General features: G+C 45.5%; 17 protein-coding genes and 1 tRNA gene. 13 read left to right on the plus strand and 5 right to left on the minus strand.

Annotation, left to right across the window (positions count from 1 at the left end; genetic code table 11):
* Positions 1–11: 11 nt before the first annotated feature.
* The 3 genes from epsC to QZV86_RS00625 form a co-directional block, all read right to left on the minus strand.
* Entirely contained in the window at positions 12–872 is an 861-nt protein-coding gene (gene epsC / locus QZV86_RS00615) for a serine O-acetyltransferase EpsC (protein ID WP_292919328.1), read from the minus strand.
* A gap of 89 nt (positions 873–961) precedes the next feature.
* The gene (gene cysK, locus QZV86_RS00620; RefSeq protein WP_295623347.1) at positions 962–1,939 is read right to left on the minus strand and encodes a cysteine synthase A; all 978 of its coding nucleotides are present in this window, start codon (positions 1,937–1,939) and stop codon (positions 962–964) included.
* Positions 1,940–2,324: 385 nt separating this feature from the next.
* Positions 2,325–2,400 (minus strand) — tRNA-Met (locus QZV86_RS00625).
* A gap of 260 nt (positions 2,401–2,660) precedes the next feature.
* Between QZV86_RS00625 and QZV86_RS00630 the strand changes: the two genes are divergently transcribed.
* A complete protein-coding gene (locus QZV86_RS00630) occupies positions 2,661–3,830 on the plus strand; it encodes a UbiH/UbiF family hydroxylase (RefSeq protein ID WP_295623348.1) in 1,170 nt (389 codons plus the stop codon).
* Between the two features lie 24 nt (positions 3,831–3,854).
* A complete protein-coding gene (locus QZV86_RS00635; protein WP_295623349.1) occupies positions 3,855–4,577 on the plus strand; it encodes a DsbC family protein in 723 nt (240 codons plus the stop codon).
* Positions 4,578–4,624: 47 nt separating this feature from the next.
* On the opposite strand, the gene QZV86_RS00640 is transcribed toward QZV86_RS00635, so the two are convergent.
* Positions 4,625–5,818 carry a murein transglycosylase A gene (locus QZV86_RS00640; RefSeq protein ID WP_295623350.1) on the minus strand — a complete coding sequence of 398 codons (1,194 nt, stop codon included), beginning with the start codon at positions 5,816–5,818 and terminating at the stop codon, positions 4,625–4,627.
* A 218-nt stretch (positions 5,819–6,036) separates the two neighbouring features.
* Positions 6,037–6,783 (minus strand): Nif3-like dinuclear metal center hexameric protein, encoded by a 747-nt coding sequence (locus QZV86_RS00645; protein WP_295623351.1) that lies wholly within the window; start codon positions 6,781–6,783, stop codon positions 6,037–6,039.
* An 80-nt stretch (positions 6,784–6,863) separates the two neighbouring features.
* Between QZV86_RS00645 and QZV86_RS00650 the strand changes: the two genes are divergently transcribed.
* From QZV86_RS00650 to ybgF, 11 genes are all read left to right on the plus strand, one after another.
* Positions 6,864–8,003, plus strand: coding sequence for a Do family serine endopeptidase (locus tag QZV86_RS00650; RefSeq protein WP_295623379.1), 1,140 nt, complete (start codon positions 6,864–6,866; stop codon positions 8,001–8,003).
* A gap of 32 nt (positions 8,004–8,035) precedes the next feature.
* A complete protein-coding gene (locus tag QZV86_RS00655; protein WP_295623352.1) occupies positions 8,036–9,688 on the plus strand; it encodes a hypothetical protein in 1,653 nt (550 codons plus the stop codon).
* A gap of 167 nt (positions 9,689–9,855) precedes the next feature.
* Positions 9,856–10,143, plus strand: a complete 288-nt coding sequence (locus tag QZV86_RS00660; RefSeq protein ID WP_295623353.1) for a helix-hairpin-helix domain-containing protein — start codon at positions 9,856–9,858, stop codon at positions 10,141–10,143.
* Between the two features lie 126 nt (positions 10,144–10,269).
* Positions 10,270–11,175, plus strand: a complete 906-nt coding sequence (cysM, locus tag QZV86_RS00665) for a cysteine synthase CysM (RefSeq protein WP_295623354.1) — start codon at positions 10,270–10,272, stop codon at positions 11,173–11,175.
* Positions 11,176–11,196: 21 nt separating this feature from the next.
* Positions 11,197–11,607, plus strand: a complete 411-nt coding sequence (ybgC, locus tag QZV86_RS00670) for a tol-pal system-associated acyl-CoA thioesterase (protein ID WP_295623355.1) — start codon at positions 11,197–11,199, stop codon at positions 11,605–11,607.
* Positions 11,604–12,284 (plus strand): protein TolQ, encoded by a 681-nt coding sequence (tolQ, locus tag QZV86_RS00675; RefSeq protein ID WP_295623356.1) that lies wholly within the window; start codon positions 11,604–11,606, stop codon positions 12,282–12,284. Before ybgC ends, tolQ begins: the two co-directional genes overlap by 4 nt.
* 19 nt (positions 12,285–12,303) lie before the next feature.
* The gene (gene tolR / locus QZV86_RS00680) at positions 12,304–12,717 is read left to right on the plus strand and encodes a protein TolR (RefSeq protein WP_295623357.1); all 414 of its coding nucleotides are present in this window, start codon (positions 12,304–12,306) and stop codon (positions 12,715–12,717) included.
* Positions 12,718–12,727: 10 nt separating this feature from the next.
* On the plus strand, positions 12,728–13,621 hold the full coding sequence (locus QZV86_RS00685) for a cell envelope integrity protein TolA (protein WP_295623358.1): 894 nt from the start codon (positions 12,728–12,730) through the stop codon (positions 13,619–13,621).
* Positions 13,622–13,669: 48 nt separating this feature from the next.
* Positions 13,670–14,968, plus strand: coding sequence for a Tol-Pal system beta propeller repeat protein TolB (gene tolB / locus QZV86_RS00690; protein WP_295623359.1), 1,299 nt, complete (start codon positions 13,670–13,672; stop codon positions 14,966–14,968).
* A 34-nt stretch (positions 14,969–15,002) separates the two neighbouring features.
* A complete protein-coding gene (gene pal, locus QZV86_RS00695; protein WP_295623360.1) occupies positions 15,003–15,521 on the plus strand; it encodes a peptidoglycan-associated lipoprotein Pal in 519 nt (172 codons plus the stop codon).
* A gap of 2 nt (positions 15,522–15,523) precedes the next feature.
* On the plus strand, positions 15,524–16,423 hold the full coding sequence (gene ybgF, locus QZV86_RS00700) for a tol-pal system protein YbgF (protein WP_295623361.1): 900 nt from the start codon (positions 15,524–15,526) through the stop codon (positions 16,421–16,423).
* Positions 16,424–16,428: the final 5 nt, after the last annotated feature.

Consider the following 16,428-nt stretch of genomic DNA (forward strand, 5'->3'; position numbering starts at 1 on the left):
TCAACAATTGATCAAATCCCGGCACCACCCTCAAACACCTCTTGACGCATCTGTGCCTGAGAAATATTACTGCCTGGCGGCACGCTTCGCGTCAGCCATACATTACCGCCGATCGTCGATCCTCGTCCTATGGTAATGCGCCCCAGAATCGTTGCCCCAGCATAGATCACCACGTCATCTTCCACAATGGGATGACGCAAATTACCTTTCACCAGCGTACCATTCTCGTCCACCGGGAAACGTTTGGCGCCCAGCGTAACCGCCTGGTATAAGCGTACATTCTGTCCAATGATTGCAGTTTCTCCAATCACCACACCGGTACCATGATCGATAAAGAAACTGCCACCGATCTGCGCGCCTGGATGAATTTCTATACCGGTCACAGAATGCGCAATCTCAGAAATCATACGCGCAATCAGAGGCACCCCTAATCCGTGCAAAACATGCGCTAGCCGGTAATGCGTAATCGCCATAATACCCGGATAACAAACCAATACCTCGTCCACATTCCGTGCCGCCGGATCGCCCTCATACGCTGCCTTAATATCCGTTTCCAGCAAACACCGGACTTTCGGCAAATATTTTGCAAATGCCTGCGTAATTGCTACCGATTGCGCACGATCTTCATCGCCAAGAACTTCCAAACCAGAGTTATAGTGCAACTCATGCTGAATTTGCACCATCAACTCACGCAATGTCATATTCAGCGTATGTCCGACATAATGATCGATGCCTTCATCAGCCAATTCAGATGAACCTAATCGATTAGGAAACATAGCCGCACTCAAACCCTCCGCAACACTGGCCAGAATCCTACGCGACGGCAACCTAGGCGGGCGATCATGCCGGTTACGGCTCTCTAATGAGGCCATGCGTAATGCACACAATTCAGCAACGATACTATCTATATCCAGATGTGTGCTGCGCAATAAAAGATCGCGCGTTCTCTTAGTAGTATTCACTATGCTGTCAAACCTTGTTCATTAAACATACCTTCGAACAATATACTGCTTAAGTAACGCTCAGCAGAATCAGGCAATATCACTACAATAGTTTTCCCCGCATTCTGCGGAAGCTTAGCATGACGTACTGCCGCCGCCACAGCCGCGCCGCAGGAAATACCAGCTAAAATACCCTCCTCGCGCGCTAAGCGCCGTGCAAATAGTATCGCCTCTTCATTGGTAACTTGCTCGATTTCATCCACCAGTGAAAGATCCAGATTATCAGGCACAAAACCGGCACCAATACCTTGAATTTTATGTGGCCCGGGCGCCAATGAAACTCCAGCACACTTTTGTGACAATACTGGACTCGCAGTAGGCTCAACCGCCACCGAAGTAATGGCTTTACCCCTGGTTTGTTTGATATAGCGAGAAACGCCAGTAATCGTGCCGCCTGTACCCACGCCTGCTACAAAAATATCAACAGTACCATCCGTATCGTTCCATATTTCCGGTCCGGTAGTTTTTTCATGAATTTCCGGGTTAGCTGGGTTCTTGAACTGTTGCAGCAAAACATAGCGCCCCGGATCAGAAGCAACAATTTCTTCCGCCTTCGCCAAAGCTCCATTCATACCGCGCACGCCTTCGGTTAATTCCAGCTTGGCGCCCAATGCAACCAACAACTTACGCCGTTCCACGCTCATCGTTTCCGGCATCGTCAAAGTCAACGGAATTCCTCGCGCGGCTGCCACGAAAGCCAGCGCAATTCCCGTATTGCCGCTGGTAGCTTCAATAATTTCTTTCCCAGGCCCCAATAATCCTCTACGTTCGGCATCGTCAATCATCGCCACACCAATGCGACACTTAACCGAATACGCCGGATTACGCCCTTCAATTTTTCCCAACACGATTGCCGACGCACCATCAACAACCCGATTAAGCCGCACTAACGGAGTTTGTCCAATGGATAATGAGTTGTCTTTAAACCAATTTGCCATGATTGCCCTTTATGAATTTGATACAGATCTCAGATCAAACTCACACTATTAACTTATTAAATCACACACTAAACCAATCGTTAACACACAGAACCTGATCGACTCTAAATAATGTACAACTCTGCAGTTTCGAATCTAGCGCAACATTTGAACCAAAGTATTCACTATAGCGCATTCATTCCGAAGCCGAAAGTACACAACTTGTGGCAGACTATTGAGCATAATATTCGTAAACTTATCGAAGGTTAAGTTTGTACTGTATGGGATACAAAAAACAGAAGAAAAAAGAAGTGACTTAGCTGATAACAACGGAGAAAAAGCCATCGGATCGATCCCTTGTGATAGCTCTAAAAAGATTAGCCATTAAAAACCTTGCCCATAAGAATGGTGGCGAATCAGGGATTTGAACCCCGGACCAACGGATTATGATTCCGCTGCTCTAACCACTGAGCTAATTCGCCATGCGCTTAAAGCACAAGGGTCGCATTTTGCCTTTGAGGGGATGGCTTGTCAAGATCAAGAATGTGACATGACAAGGGTTTCTGCGTATTCTCAGGGTGTTGTGTAATGTTTACCGATACTTTAGAGATGAATCAGTAGCTTTGATTTATCGATTGAAAATGCACAACTGTCAGTTGATCTGGACAACCCAAAATTAGCTTTCAACGATGGTTAACTTTGTGTTACCTGTCCATACCAAAGCAGCTGTATAATCAATTCTATGAAATTCGATATCATAGTCATCGGTGGCGGACTCGTGGGTGCAAGCTTGGTAGCTGCTCTTAAAGATAGTGGTCTAAAAATAGCGTTGATAGAACCACATGAATCCGTGCCGGTACCTCAAGATGAGAGCTGGGATAGCCGGGTGTATGCGATTAGCCCGGGCAGTGCTGCTTTCCTGCAAAAATTGGGGGCGTGGCAGCTGATAGAAACTGGGCGGGTAGCACCAGTTTATGAGATGGCGGTATTTGGCGATGATAATACTGCACATATTAATTTCAATGCGTACGAGATTGGTTTACCCGAATTGGCATTTATTGCTGAAAACCGCCAGTTGCAAACAGCTGTCTGGCAAACACTCAGTTCTTCAAAAGAAAATTTACAAATATTCCGCCCAGCAAAATGTACCGCAATCACTTGGTATGACACGCATGTCGATGTGCAGCTGTCAGATGGCACCCGACTTGAAACTGCACTAATAATAGGTGCAGATGGCGTAAATTCTTGGGTGCGTAAACAGGCTGAGATTGAGGTATCGCGGCATGCTTACCATCAAATTGGCGTAGTAGCCAATTTCAGCACGGAACTATCGCATCGTCAGATTGCCCATCAATGGTTCAGGCGGGATGGTGTACTGGCGCTACTCCCGCTACCGGGAAAGCGCGTATCCATGGTTTGGTCTGCCACTGAAGATCACGCGGCTTTTTTACGCAACTTGCCTGCGGAGAAACTCTGTCAGCAAGTAGAAGAAGCTTCTTCACATACGCTGGGCACAATGCAGCTGATTTCGCCGCCAGTAGGTTTTCCATTGAATTATGTACATGTAAAAAAATTGGTTAAGCCTCGCTTGGTACTAATCGGTGATGCTGCACATGGCATTCATCCGCTGGCGGGTCAGGGTGTCAATCTTGGATTGCGCGACACACAGGAACTTGCGGCTATATTGAACACGCAAAACGCGCTAACAGATTGTGGCAATTATATATTATTGCGGCGTTACGAGCTGGCACGCAAGGAGGATATTCTGGCTCTGGAATGGGTCACGGATGGCTTGCAGAAATTATTCAACAATCCCAATCCGACATTAGCCCGCATACGCAATTTAGGGCTTGAAATAACCAATCACTTGCCATTGATTAAAAATCGATTGATACGGCACGCTTTGAATTAAATTTCTTTTTAAACTGGAGTTGACATGGCTACACACTTAAAGCATTTCATTTTCATCCTATCATTAAGTTTTTTTTCCGGAACGCTCTGGGCCAATGAAGAAGCTGTTAAGGAGGCTGTTCAACCCCATTTTGAAGGTCAGAAAATTGACAGCATAAAGAAAACACCTTTTTCAGGTCTATACGAAATCGTTATAGGCGACGAACTCTTTTATTCCGATGATAAAGCAAATTATCTTTTTTTCGGTCATATTATCGATACCAAAACTCGGGCTAGCATGACCAATGAGCGCATCCAAGAAATCAAGGCTGCGCGGCGTGTATCATTCGATTCACTGCCTCTGCAACATGCCATCAAAGCAGTCAAAGGCGATGGCAAACGCAAAGTAGCGGTTTATACGGATCCCAATTGCCCTTACTGCAAACAACTGGAAAAAGAATTAATCAACATCACCAATGTCACGGTTTATAACCTGCTTTACCCGGTGCTTAACGGCTCAATGGAGTTATCAAAAAAAATCTGGTGCGCTGAAAATCAAATCAAGGCATGGGAAGATTTTATGCTAAGAGGAACTGCACCAGCGGAAAAAGACTGCGAAACGCCGCTGGAAACTTTGGTAAAGTCAGGCCGTGAGAATAAAGTTTCCGGCACGCCGACGCTAATTTTTGCTGATGGCTCGGTTGTTGGAGGAATGATTCCTGCCGCAGCCATTGAGGAAAAACTGGAGAGCGCAAGCAAGGACAAATAAAACCTAAAGAAACTTAAAAAGCTTGCTGATAAATTGCAGCAAGCTTTTTATTGCTGCGTAAGCGTAACCGGCTGATATTCCTTTGGCATGAGTATCCACATTTTCCCCGCCTGCTTCATTTTTCCTGCCTGATTTCCGGCTTCATGGCCAAACCCCCAAAAGAAATCTGCGCGCACTCCACCTTTTATCGCACCACCAACGTCTTGCGCCACCATGAGCCGATTCAAAGGTTTATTCGTATTGGGCCAAGTGGTTGCCAGAAACACTGGCACACCCTGCGGGATTGACAGCGGATCAATAGCGATACTTCTGCCGGCAGTCAATGGCACGCCCATAGCACCGATGGGACCTGATAAATCGGATGGCAATTCGCGGAAAAATACGTAGCGCGCATTTTGCTGTAACAACTCTGCTAGCTTACTAGGGTTTTGTCTCCCCCATTGCTTGATACCTTGCATGGATGCCTGTTCCAAAGGTAGTTCACCACGTTGCACCAGAAGCTTACCAATCGAGTTATACGGAAATCCGTTTTGATCGGCAAAACCTATTTTCATCACTTCACCGTTATCGAACACTATCCGCCCGGAGCCTTGCACATGCAGGAAAAACAATTCAACTTCGTCTTCCACCCATAACAGCTCGTATCCGTTCAATAATTTCGGATTATTCATAATATCCGCTCTGCTGTAGTAGGGCACCACTTTGCGACCATTCAAACGCCCGCGCAGACGCAGATCTTTAAGCTCCGGGTAGGCTTCGCCTAATTCGATGGTTAGCAACTCATCGGGAGCAGCATAAACTGGAAAACGATAACGCTCTGAAGATGTCCTGCTCCCTTTCAGCAAAGGCTCATAGTAGCCAGTAACCAAACCTTCTTCAGTATTATCGGTATTAATAACTTGATAAGGGATAAAATAAGTTTCAAAAAAATTCTTTAACGCTAAATTATTAGGATGTTGCAGTGACGCGGCAATTCGGCAATTTTCCTGCCAAATGAGCTGTTTGCTTAAGACTCTACAACTTTGCAAAAAAGTCTGCCATGCCGGAAACAGATCATCATTGTTCCAATCGGTCAGTGCAGACCATTGCACGCGCTTGTGGATAGACTTTGCCAGCGGCTTCGACGACGTTATCACTTCATCAGACTGCGCCGGTGGCGGTGTTGGACTGATATTTCCGGTAGTGCAGGCAGCAAGCCATATAAAAGAAGCAATAACGACAAAACTTAATTGGTTTTTCATCTGATTTTAGTTAAAGTAACAGCTTGATTCAATAATGAGCTAATAATCTTAAATTATGTGGTTATTAATAGTCGAAGCAGCTGTGGCATTGGGTTTATTTCTCTTTATTATCTGGTGGACCATGTTTTCAGGAAAAAAAACGAAAGAAGATAAAAACAAAGATGAATAAAACCAGCATCAGAATTATCGCAGTATGACTTCTGTGTCAATCTTATCCATTACACCGGATTTTCAACATCAATAAATTGATGCTGTATTCCAAATTCCTGCGCAATGTAATTGCCCAGAGCTTGCACACCATAGCGTTCTGTTGCATGATGCCCTGCGGCGATAAATGCGACACCCGATTCGCGCGCAGCATGAACATTCTGTTCTGAAATTTCACCCGTTAAATAGGCATCAACACCTTGCAGAATCGCCGCGTCAAAATAATTTTGTGCAGAACCGGTACACCAGGCGATACGTTGTATGGCTTTATCAAGATCACCGATTATCATTGGCTTACGCAATAAGATTCGTGATATATGCTGGCCTAACGTAGACAAGCTCATGGTTTCTTTGAGTTCTCCCTGCATCATGATATCCTGCCCGCCGAAACGGCCGTTTTCAACAAACCCTAATTTTTGCCCTAATTGCGCATTATTGCCAAATTGCGAATGTGCATCTAGCGGCAAATGATAGGCAAATAAATTGATCTGATGGCTCATTAACAAAGCAATACGACGATTTTTTATACCAGTAATTCGCATATCTTCACCACGCCAGAAATAACCGTGATGAACCAAAACCGCGTCTGCTTTAGCTGCCAGCGCCGCCTGCAGCAGATCAAGCGAAGCGGTTACACCACTAACAACCATATGAATATCGCTGCGCCCTTCCACTTGCAGGCCATTTGGGCAATAATCTTGAAAGCGGGGTATATCCAATAATTGATTCAGATGATTTTCCAGCTTATCTCGATTCATTGATTTCCTCCTTGGTTTCTTATATTGCATCGCAATATATTCATCGCTACGACTATTTTATTGTGGGGTAATACACTTTGATGTACAGACTTTGGTTGATTTTTGCACAAACTGCAACAGTATTGCTGGCTATTTTTTTTGTCGTATCTACACTGCGACCGGATTTACTCTCCTGGAAACCACGAGGAGAAACTGTAACCATAAGAGAAGTTGCGCCTGCGGTTACATCAGAAAGACCGGATAGCTATGCCAAAGCAGCCGAAATTGCCATGCCCTCTGTCGTCAATATTTTTACCAGTAAAGAAGTCAAGGAGCCCATCCATCCTTTGCTAAACGACCCTACGTTTCGCAGATTTTTCGGTGACCAGTTAGAATCCAAACCAAGACGTGCTTCAAGCTTGGGTTCGGGAGTTATTGTCAGTCCTAATGGTTATATATTGACTAATCACCATGTCGTCGAAACCGCAGACGAAGTTGAAGTTGCGCTGGTTGATGGCAGAAAAACCAAAGCTCGCTTGATTGGCTCCGACCCTGAGACAGACTTGGCGGTACTAAAAATTAACTTAAAAGATTTGCCTGCCATAACATTTGGTCAATCACAACAGGTTAAGGTAGGTGATGTCGTGCTCGCTGTGGGCAATCCCTTTGCCGTGGGTCAAAGTGTTACCATGGGAATTGTTGGTGCACTGAGCAGGAGTCGAGTGGGAATTAACACCTTTGAAGATTTCATTCAAACTGACGCAGCGATTAATCCGGGCAACTCTGGTGGAGCGCTGACCGACACTGCAGGCAATCTAATCGGAATTAACACTGCAATTTATTCCAACAGCGGCGGCTCGCTCGGCATCGGCTTTGCAATTCCTGTTCATACTGCCAAACAAATTATGGAACAAATTGTCCAGTCTGGTGGCGTAATCCGTGGCTGGCTAGGAGTCAGCATGCAAGATATGACTGAAGAGCTGGCAGAGTCATTTAATATGAATAGTCCATCGGGAGCCTTGATAGCCAGTATTCTCAAAGACGGCCCGGCTGATAAAGCCGGAATGAAGCCAGGCGATATACTGATTGCAATCGAGGGCAAATCACTTAAAAACTCATCGGAAATGCTTAATCACGTAGCCGCATTACCACCTGGGACAACGGTAACTGTTACAGTCATTCGCAATAAACAAGAAAAATCTTTTCCAGTACAAATCGGTGTAAGACCCAAACAAAAGTAACTACATTTAGCAATTTAAACAACATCAAACTCATGAAGAATCTATTATCGGAAAACGGCTTTCTATCCGTAATATCACAATGGTTTAGCGCCAATATTCTTGCCCTTGGACGTGAAATGCGATTGTCTTATTTACCACCGTTAATGGTATACGTCGCCGCCGGCATCTCGGGTCTGACAAGTATTGTTGGCACGTTCTACGTCAAGGAAAAACTTGGGCTTTCCGCCGAATTTCTGGCCATGCTAGGATTCTGGATGATGTTGCCATGGGCGCTAAAAATGCCGATGGGGCATTTGGTTGATCTGATCTGGCGCTGGAAGAGCTTGCTAGTATATTTAGGTGCCAGTTTAATCATGTTAAGTCTGTTGATCATGATTGGCTTGCTTGGACATACGGAGACCATGACCGCTATGGCCCCTGTTGAAGCTTGGTTTGTAACATCAGCCTTGCTGGCTCCGATCGGTTATGTTTTACAGGATGTGGTTGCCGATGCCATGACCGTTGAAGCAGTACCGCGTGTCGATGAAAATGGCAATAAACTGAATTTAGAGAAGCGTAAGCTAATGCATGTCACGATGCAAACCCTGGGACGAGTCGCCATTATCGGCGGTGGTGTACTGGTATCCGTTATCAATGTTTTTATACTCCGCGATGCTGGATCACTGCCGGAAGTGGAAAAAGAAACCGTGTATTTATTGGTATATGAGCTTGCCTTGATTATTCCGCTTATTTCAATCTTTGGCGTTGTTTTTGCATCCTGGTTACGCCGACGCGAACGCAAGCATTTTCTCGCGTTGGGGCACAGCCGTCAGGAAGTCGATAGGTTACTGAATATGCACTCGGAAGCACCGGAAGTAAACTGGTGGATTCTGGGCGGCGGATTAGCTTTTACAATCATATCCTTGAGCATTGGCTTAAGTCGCATACCCGGCAGCGAGGAGATCATTTTTGTCATCTCCATGGTAATTGTCATATTTCTGATGTGGCGATTAACCGGCGAGCTTGAACCCGAGGCCCGCAACGTGCTAGTGGGTACGGCTGTGTTAATATTCATATTCCGCGCCATTCCCGGGCCCGGTGCCGGCTCTACCTGGTGGATGATTGACGAACTGGGCTTTGATCAACAATTTCTTGCCGTTTTGTCATTGGTGGGCGCTACATTAACGCTATTTGGCATGTTCATTTTCCGCCGTTTCATGGCCGAGCGCTCGATTGCCTATATCATTGGTTTTCTCACTATCGTAGGGACATTTCTTTCACTACCGATCATAGGTATGTATTTTGGCCTACATCAATGGACAGCCGCCATGACTGGTGGAGTGGTCGATGCCCGCTTCATTGCATTGATTGATACCGCACTGGAATCTCCGCTCGGCCAGATTGCCATGATCCCAATGCTGGCCTGGATTGCCAATTCCGCACCGGAAAAACTTAAAGCCACTTTTTTTGCTGTAATGGCCTCATTCACCAATCTGGCACTATCGGCTTCGCAACTCGGAACCAAGTATCTCAACCAGATTTACGAAGTGAAACGTGAGGTGAAGGATGCTGTTTCCGGCCAAGTAACCATCCCGGCAGATTATAGCGATCTGGGGCAGTTACTGATTACCGTCACGATCATTGGTTTTGTTTTGCCACTGGCCACGATTTTGATTGTCAAACATTCACGCTTTCGTAATGCTTGATTAATGAATATCAATCAATATACTTCCTAAATTAATCTCTACAAAATCCGATATCACTTTGACCTGCGTGCATAGCAATGTATGTATTCGGGTATTTTTTAATCCACAAAAACTGAAGCGCTTGTTTTGTTCTGTGCATCAGTATTTGTTTTGATAAAGGAGATATTATGCAGAAATGGTTTCTACTGATGGCTCTGGTATTCTTGTTTACTGGCACTGCATTCGCAGCGGTCAATATCAATACAGCTTCACAATCTGAGCTTGAATCTTTACAAGGAATTGGTCCTGCTAAAGCAAAAGCGATCATTGAGCACCGCGAAAAAAGCGGCACCTTCGCTTCCGTTGATGATTTAGCGAAAGTAAGCGGTATTGGTCAAGGAACTATCAAGCAACTTCGCGATGCAGTTACCGTCGAAGGTGAAAAAGCCACAGAAGCTCCGGCCAAACAGGAGTAGTTTTTGTAGTGGATTAATTTACCCTCTCTGAAGATAATTCAGAGAGGGTTTTTATTTGCGTGATTACTTTGTTTCAATACCGTTAGCTTATGCGATAATTGATGCATCTATGGTAAAGTTTGCATCATGCACAAAACAATTGAAAATTTTGTTGGTAATACGCCCTTAGTCAGACTCAAGCATTTACCCGGAACGACTTCCAATACCATTCTTATCAAGCTAGAAGGTAATAATCCTGCCGGATCGGTCAAAGACCGACCGGCATTGTCGATGATTTCGCATGCGCAACAACGCGGAGAAATTAAACCAGGCGATACACTGATTGAAGCTACCAGTGGCAATACCGGAATTGCATTGGCGATGGCTGCCGCCATGATGGGTTATCGCATGATATTGATCATGCCGGAAAATTTGAGCATTGAACGACGGCAGTCCATGAGCGCATACGGCGCAAAGATTATTCTGACACCGAAATCCGGCAGCATGGAGCAAGCTCGGGATGTGGCGGAAAAAATGCGCGACGAAGGCCAAGGCATCATTTTGGATCAATTTGCAAATCCGGATAATCCACGGGCGCATTATGAAGGCACGGCACCAGAAATCTGGCGCGATACGCAAGGAAAAATTACCCATTTTGTTAGCAGCATGGGGACAACAGGTACAATCATGGGTTGCTCAAAATTTTTCAGGGAGCAGCAAACACCGATTAAAATAATCGGTGTGCAACCAGAGGATGGCGCACAAATACCCGGTATCCGCAAATGGTCTCCAGCATACTTGCCAAAAATTTTCGATGCGAAACGGATCGATGAAATGATTTATGTGAACCAGCCCGAGGCCGAAGATATGACACGCAGATTAGCCCGTGAAGAAGGGATTTTTGCAGGCATTTCATCGGGCGGCGCTCTGGCGGCAGCACTTAAAGTATCCGATCGCGTTGAAAACGCAACCCTAGTTTTCATCGCGTGTGACCGGGGAGATCGCTACTTATCGACCGGGGTTTTCCCTGCTAATGATGTACGATCAGAATAAGGCTTAGCGTCATTCATTAGTATGTTAACCAATTACTTTTCACTGCCGGTTCGTGTCTATTATCAGGATACAGATGCGGGTGGAGTGGTATATCATTCAACCTACCTGAATTTCATGGAGCGAGCACGCTATGAATGGCTTAGAGAACTTGGATTTAATGCCAATACATTGGTTGCAACCTCTAAAATCTTGTTCATGATTCGTTCAATTGAGGTCGAGTATTTCAAACCAGCGACATTGGATGATTTGCTGAATATAACAGTAGCTGTTCAGGAAGTTGGCAGAAGCCGCATTACGCTATTTCAGGAAGTTCTGTGTAACCATATCAAATTAGTAAACGCCACAGTTCATGTGGTATGTGTCGATGCAGTAAAACTCAGACCTGTGAGTATTCCTGCATCTCTTCGTGAAAAAATTGGGACGTCCGCATGAGCACAACAGTAACACAAGATATGTCATTTCTTTATCTGATCGCTAGCGCCAGTGTACTGGTACAACTGGTAATGCTGGTTCTGGTATTGATTTCGTTTTTTTCCTGGTGGTTTATTTTTCGTAAACACTTTGTTATCCGCAATGAGATAAGGAAAACGGATGATTTTGAGGATATTTTCTGGCGCGGAGTCGATTTGAATGCGCTGCATCAGCGAATAACGAGCGCACGCTATGACTCCGGAAGTCTGGAACGGATCTTTGCCGCCGGTTTTGGTGAATTTAACAAGCACGCTGCCGGATCTGATCTTGACGCGGTAATGGAAAGCACTCGCAGAGCCATGCGTGCTACGTATCAACGGGAAATGGATTATCTGGAATCGCACTTGTCATTTCTGGCCACCGTTGGTTCAGTCAGTCCTTACATCGGCTTGTTAGGCACCGTGTGGGGCATTATGAATTCTTTCCGCAGTCTCGCCAACGTCACCCAAGCTACCATCGCGCATGTCGCTCCAGGAATCGCGGAAGCCTTAATTGCAACAGCAATGGGATTATTTGCGGCCATCCCAGCAGTGGTTGCATATAATCGCTATGCCAGCAGCACCGATCAGCTGGCAACCCGGTTCGAGAGTTTCATGGAAGAATTGTCCAATGTATTGCAACGGCGAGCAGCCGGATAAACTGATATAAGAGGATTCTATGGCGCGTCGTGCCAAACATCGATTAATGAATGAGATCAATGTAGTACCATACATTGATGTGATGCTGGTATTGCTCATCATTTTTATGGTCACAGCACCCATGATCAACCACGGACAGATTGAGTTACCACAGATTGGTAAATCGCTGGCAACGCCAGCTGTACCCCTGGAAGTAATCATACAAGCGGATGGCAGCCTTTCCTTGCGCGATCGTGCCATATCTTCAACAGAACAGAGTGTTGACCAGAATCAACTGATCGAGGCCATCAAACAGAAACAAGCACAAAACGCTGAACAACCGGTCGTGATTGCCGCCGACAAAAACGTGCGCTATGAAGAAGTCATCAAGGTAATGGATGTTCTGCAGCAGAATCAAGTGCAAAGAGTAGGTTTGCTGGCGCAACAGAAATGAACTATTTGTAATGAGTGTAACCGCCTTACGCAATTCATCCTATTCTGAACCGAGAATACTATTGGCAGGCGTGCTAGCTGGATTGGTGCATCTCGTGTTTATTGCGTTATTGATTTTTGGTTTAAATTGGAAAGATCATCCACCCGAAGGCATGATGGTCGAAATCTGGACAGAGTTGCCCAAGCCCATTCAAGAACCAGTCAAAACCCAACCACCACCAAAACAACAAACCAAACCCGCACCAGAGCCCTTAAAACCAAAACCCGAGCCAGAACCGCCAAAACCAGAATCAGTCAAACCTGAGCCTGCTAAGCCAGCACCGCGGCAAGCGGCTGTGACGCCGCCTGTCAAAAAACCAGATATTACGATGCAGCAGAAACCAGAACCCATTAAAGAAATCAAACCGGACCTGGAGCAGCAAAAGAAAAAAGAACAAGAAAGGTTAAAAGAACTGGAAAAACAAAAGGAGCTTGAGAAAAAGAAAGAATTAGAGAAACAAAAGGAATTGGAAAAACAAAAAGAACTGGCCGCACAACGACAGCGAGAACAAGCAGCAAAAGCACAGCGAGAAGCTGAAGCGCAACGTGCTGCGCAACAAGCAGCAGCAAGGAATTTGGTAACGAATGAAATCTCGAAGTATAAAGCTCTGATCCTGGCCAAGATCAGGAGCAGAATCGTAATGCCGCCTGATTTACCGGGCAACCCTATTGCTGAATTCAGCGTTACGTTGCTTCCTGGCGGCGACATTCTCGATGTTAGATTGACCAAGAGTAGCGGGCATGCTGTTTTTGACAATGCCGTAGAACGTGCAATCTTTTTGTCAAAACCACTACCACTACCTCCCGATCCTGCGCTGTTTCATGAATTCCGTAATCTGAATATTACAGTGCATTATCGTGAATGATTGTTATAATCAGTGAAAAAATTTAACGCTTTCTAAAACTTAATGCTTATGTCAATTTACTGCTCTAAATTAATGCGTGGTTTGCTATTTTTGCTTCTATGGCTAATCATTCCATCGCTCCACGCACAACTAAATATCGAAATTTTTGGCGGTGGCGCATCCCGCATTCCGATTACTATCGTTCCTTTTGCTGAAGAAAATAGGCTGCAGCAAAGCATTACCCCTGTTATCAGTGCCGATTTGCAACGCACTGGATTGTTCAGATTGATTGATCCCGCTGGCTCATCACCCCATGCACCGGTGGAAGTAGTCTATGCCGACTGGGCCAATCGAGGAGTCAATGCTCTGGTCATCGGCCGCGTTACGCATTTGTCCGACGACCAGGTGGAAATTCAGTTTCGGGTAATGGATATTGCCAAGAAATCACAATTAACCGGCCTGGCCATTACCGTTCCAACTACACAATTACGCGCTGCAGCGCATCGCATCGCGGATGTTATCTACGAAGCGCTGACCGGTGATGTTGGGGTATTTAGTACCCGTATCGCCTATGTTCTGAAACGTGGCAATAAATACGCATTACAAGTTGCTGATGCCGATGGTTATAATGCACAATCCATCATCGAATATACGGAACCGATTATTTCTCCCGCATGGTCTCCGGATGGAAACCAATTGGCTTATGTATCTTTTGAGAACAAAAAACCGGTTGTATACGTTCAGACACTATCAACCCGTGAACGCAGAGCAGTTGCCAGTTTTAAAGGCAGCAATAGTGCGCCAGCCTGGTCTCCGGATGGAAAAAGGCTGGCGGTTGTGTTGACTGGACAGGGTGGATCACAAATATTTCTGGTCAATACCGATGGCAGCGGTTTGCAAAGATTGAGTAGAAGTTCCAGTATTGATACAGAACCGAACTTCTCTCCAGACGGACGATACATCATATTTACTTCTGATCGTGGCGGTAGCCCGCAAATTTACCGCATGCCAGTAACCACCACAGAGTCTAGCAATGCCGAACGCCTTACATTTGAAGGTAACTACAATGCCAGTCCCGATTATAGTCGGGATGGCAAAAGCTTTACTTTTATTCATCGCAACAACAATCAGTTTAATGTAGCTGCTCAAGAGATCGGTTCACGTCAAGTAGAGATTCTAACCAATTCCAAATTTGACGAATCACCTAGTTTCGCACCCAATGGCAAAATGATCCTGTATGCGACTGAAATAAACGGGCATGGTATATTATCCGCTGTTTCCAGAGACGGGCAGACACGGCAACAACTGTCGGTACAAACGGGCGATATCCGAGAACCGGCCTGGGGTCCTTTACCAAAATGGAAGTAATGTCTTAGTTTTTTTAATTTTAAAGGAGCAATAAATGAGAAAGTTATTAAGCATTGCATTGATCGTTCTGTTATCCGCATGTGCCAGTCAAACCACACAGCCTGATGTTGAAGATCTTACATCAGGCACAGATAATGGTTTAAGCGGAAGTGATTTGATGGGATCCGATTCAGGAAGGCCTAGCTATTTCAACCAACTAAATGATCCCAACAGCATTCTGTCACAACGTAGCGTTTTTTATGATTATGATAGTTATACAGTAGCAAGTGAATATAGAGAGTTGGTGCTATCACATGCCAGATTCCTGCGTGACAACCCTGCTGCCAGCGTAATCCTGCAGGGAAATACGGATGATCGTGGCAGCCGTGAATACAATTTGGCTTTGGGTCAGCGCCGCGCCGACAGCGTTAAAAATATGATGATACTGTCGGGCGCACAAGACGTACAGATCGAGTCGGTTAGCCTGGGAGAGGAAAAACCGCACGCAATGGGTCACGGTGAATCAGCCTGGAGTCAGAACCGTCGCACTGATATTCTTTACCGAGGCGAATAACGATGTTGATACGCGCTTTCTTTCTACTGTTATTGCTAAGCTGCAATGTCAGTTATGCATCATTCTTTGGTGATAGCGAAGCACGCGAACAAATTGACGTATTGCGCAAACAGGTTAAGGAAATGGAAGTGCGTATTGCCAAGATGGATCAAGCGCTAAATAACCAGGCACTGGTAGAGCTTTACACCCGGGTTGAAACACTTGGGCTTGAACTGGGAAAATTAAATGGTCAAATAGAAATGCTCAGTAACGAAAATGCGTTGTTACAAAAGCGACAACGAGATTTTTATATCGATCTTGATAATCGACTCCGCCAGATTGAGCAGCCTGGCAGCCGAGCGCCTTCGTCTCATTCTGAACCCCAGAGCTCTCCTCGTAGCATGGCAGCACCGCCACCTGACGAACATGCAGCCGCTCCACCGATTAATAATGATATAACTCCTGAATCATTCCCAGCTGAAGGAGTAGATTCATCTCGAGCTATGGATTCTGGGCCTTTGTCAGCCAATGAATTAGCGCCACCAGGTCCAGTAGAAAATGGTTCTTATAAGGAAGCGTATGATTCGTTCAGAAATGGTGAATATACGAACGCTATCGCACAATTTGAAAACTTTCTGGGAAATTATCCGCGATCCAGCTTAGCACCTGGTGCTGCTTACTGGATTGGCAATGCGCGCTACGCATTGCGTGATTATCAATTAGCCATCGATGCGCAAAAAAGATTGATCGGCAAGTACCCAGATAGCAATAAAGTACCGGATGCTCTGCTAAATATCGCTACCAGCCAGTTTGAAATGGGTGACCGCAATACAGGCAGAAAAACCCTGGAGAATTTGCTGGCAAGTTACCCGCACAGTGAAGCCGCAGGAAAAGCCAAACAACGCTTATCGAACATCAAGTAAATCCA

This window comes from uncultured Nitrosomonas sp., from assembly GCF_902826915.1.
Taxonomy (GTDB): Bacteria; Pseudomonadota; Gammaproteobacteria; order Burkholderiales; family Nitrosomonadaceae; genus Nitrosomonas.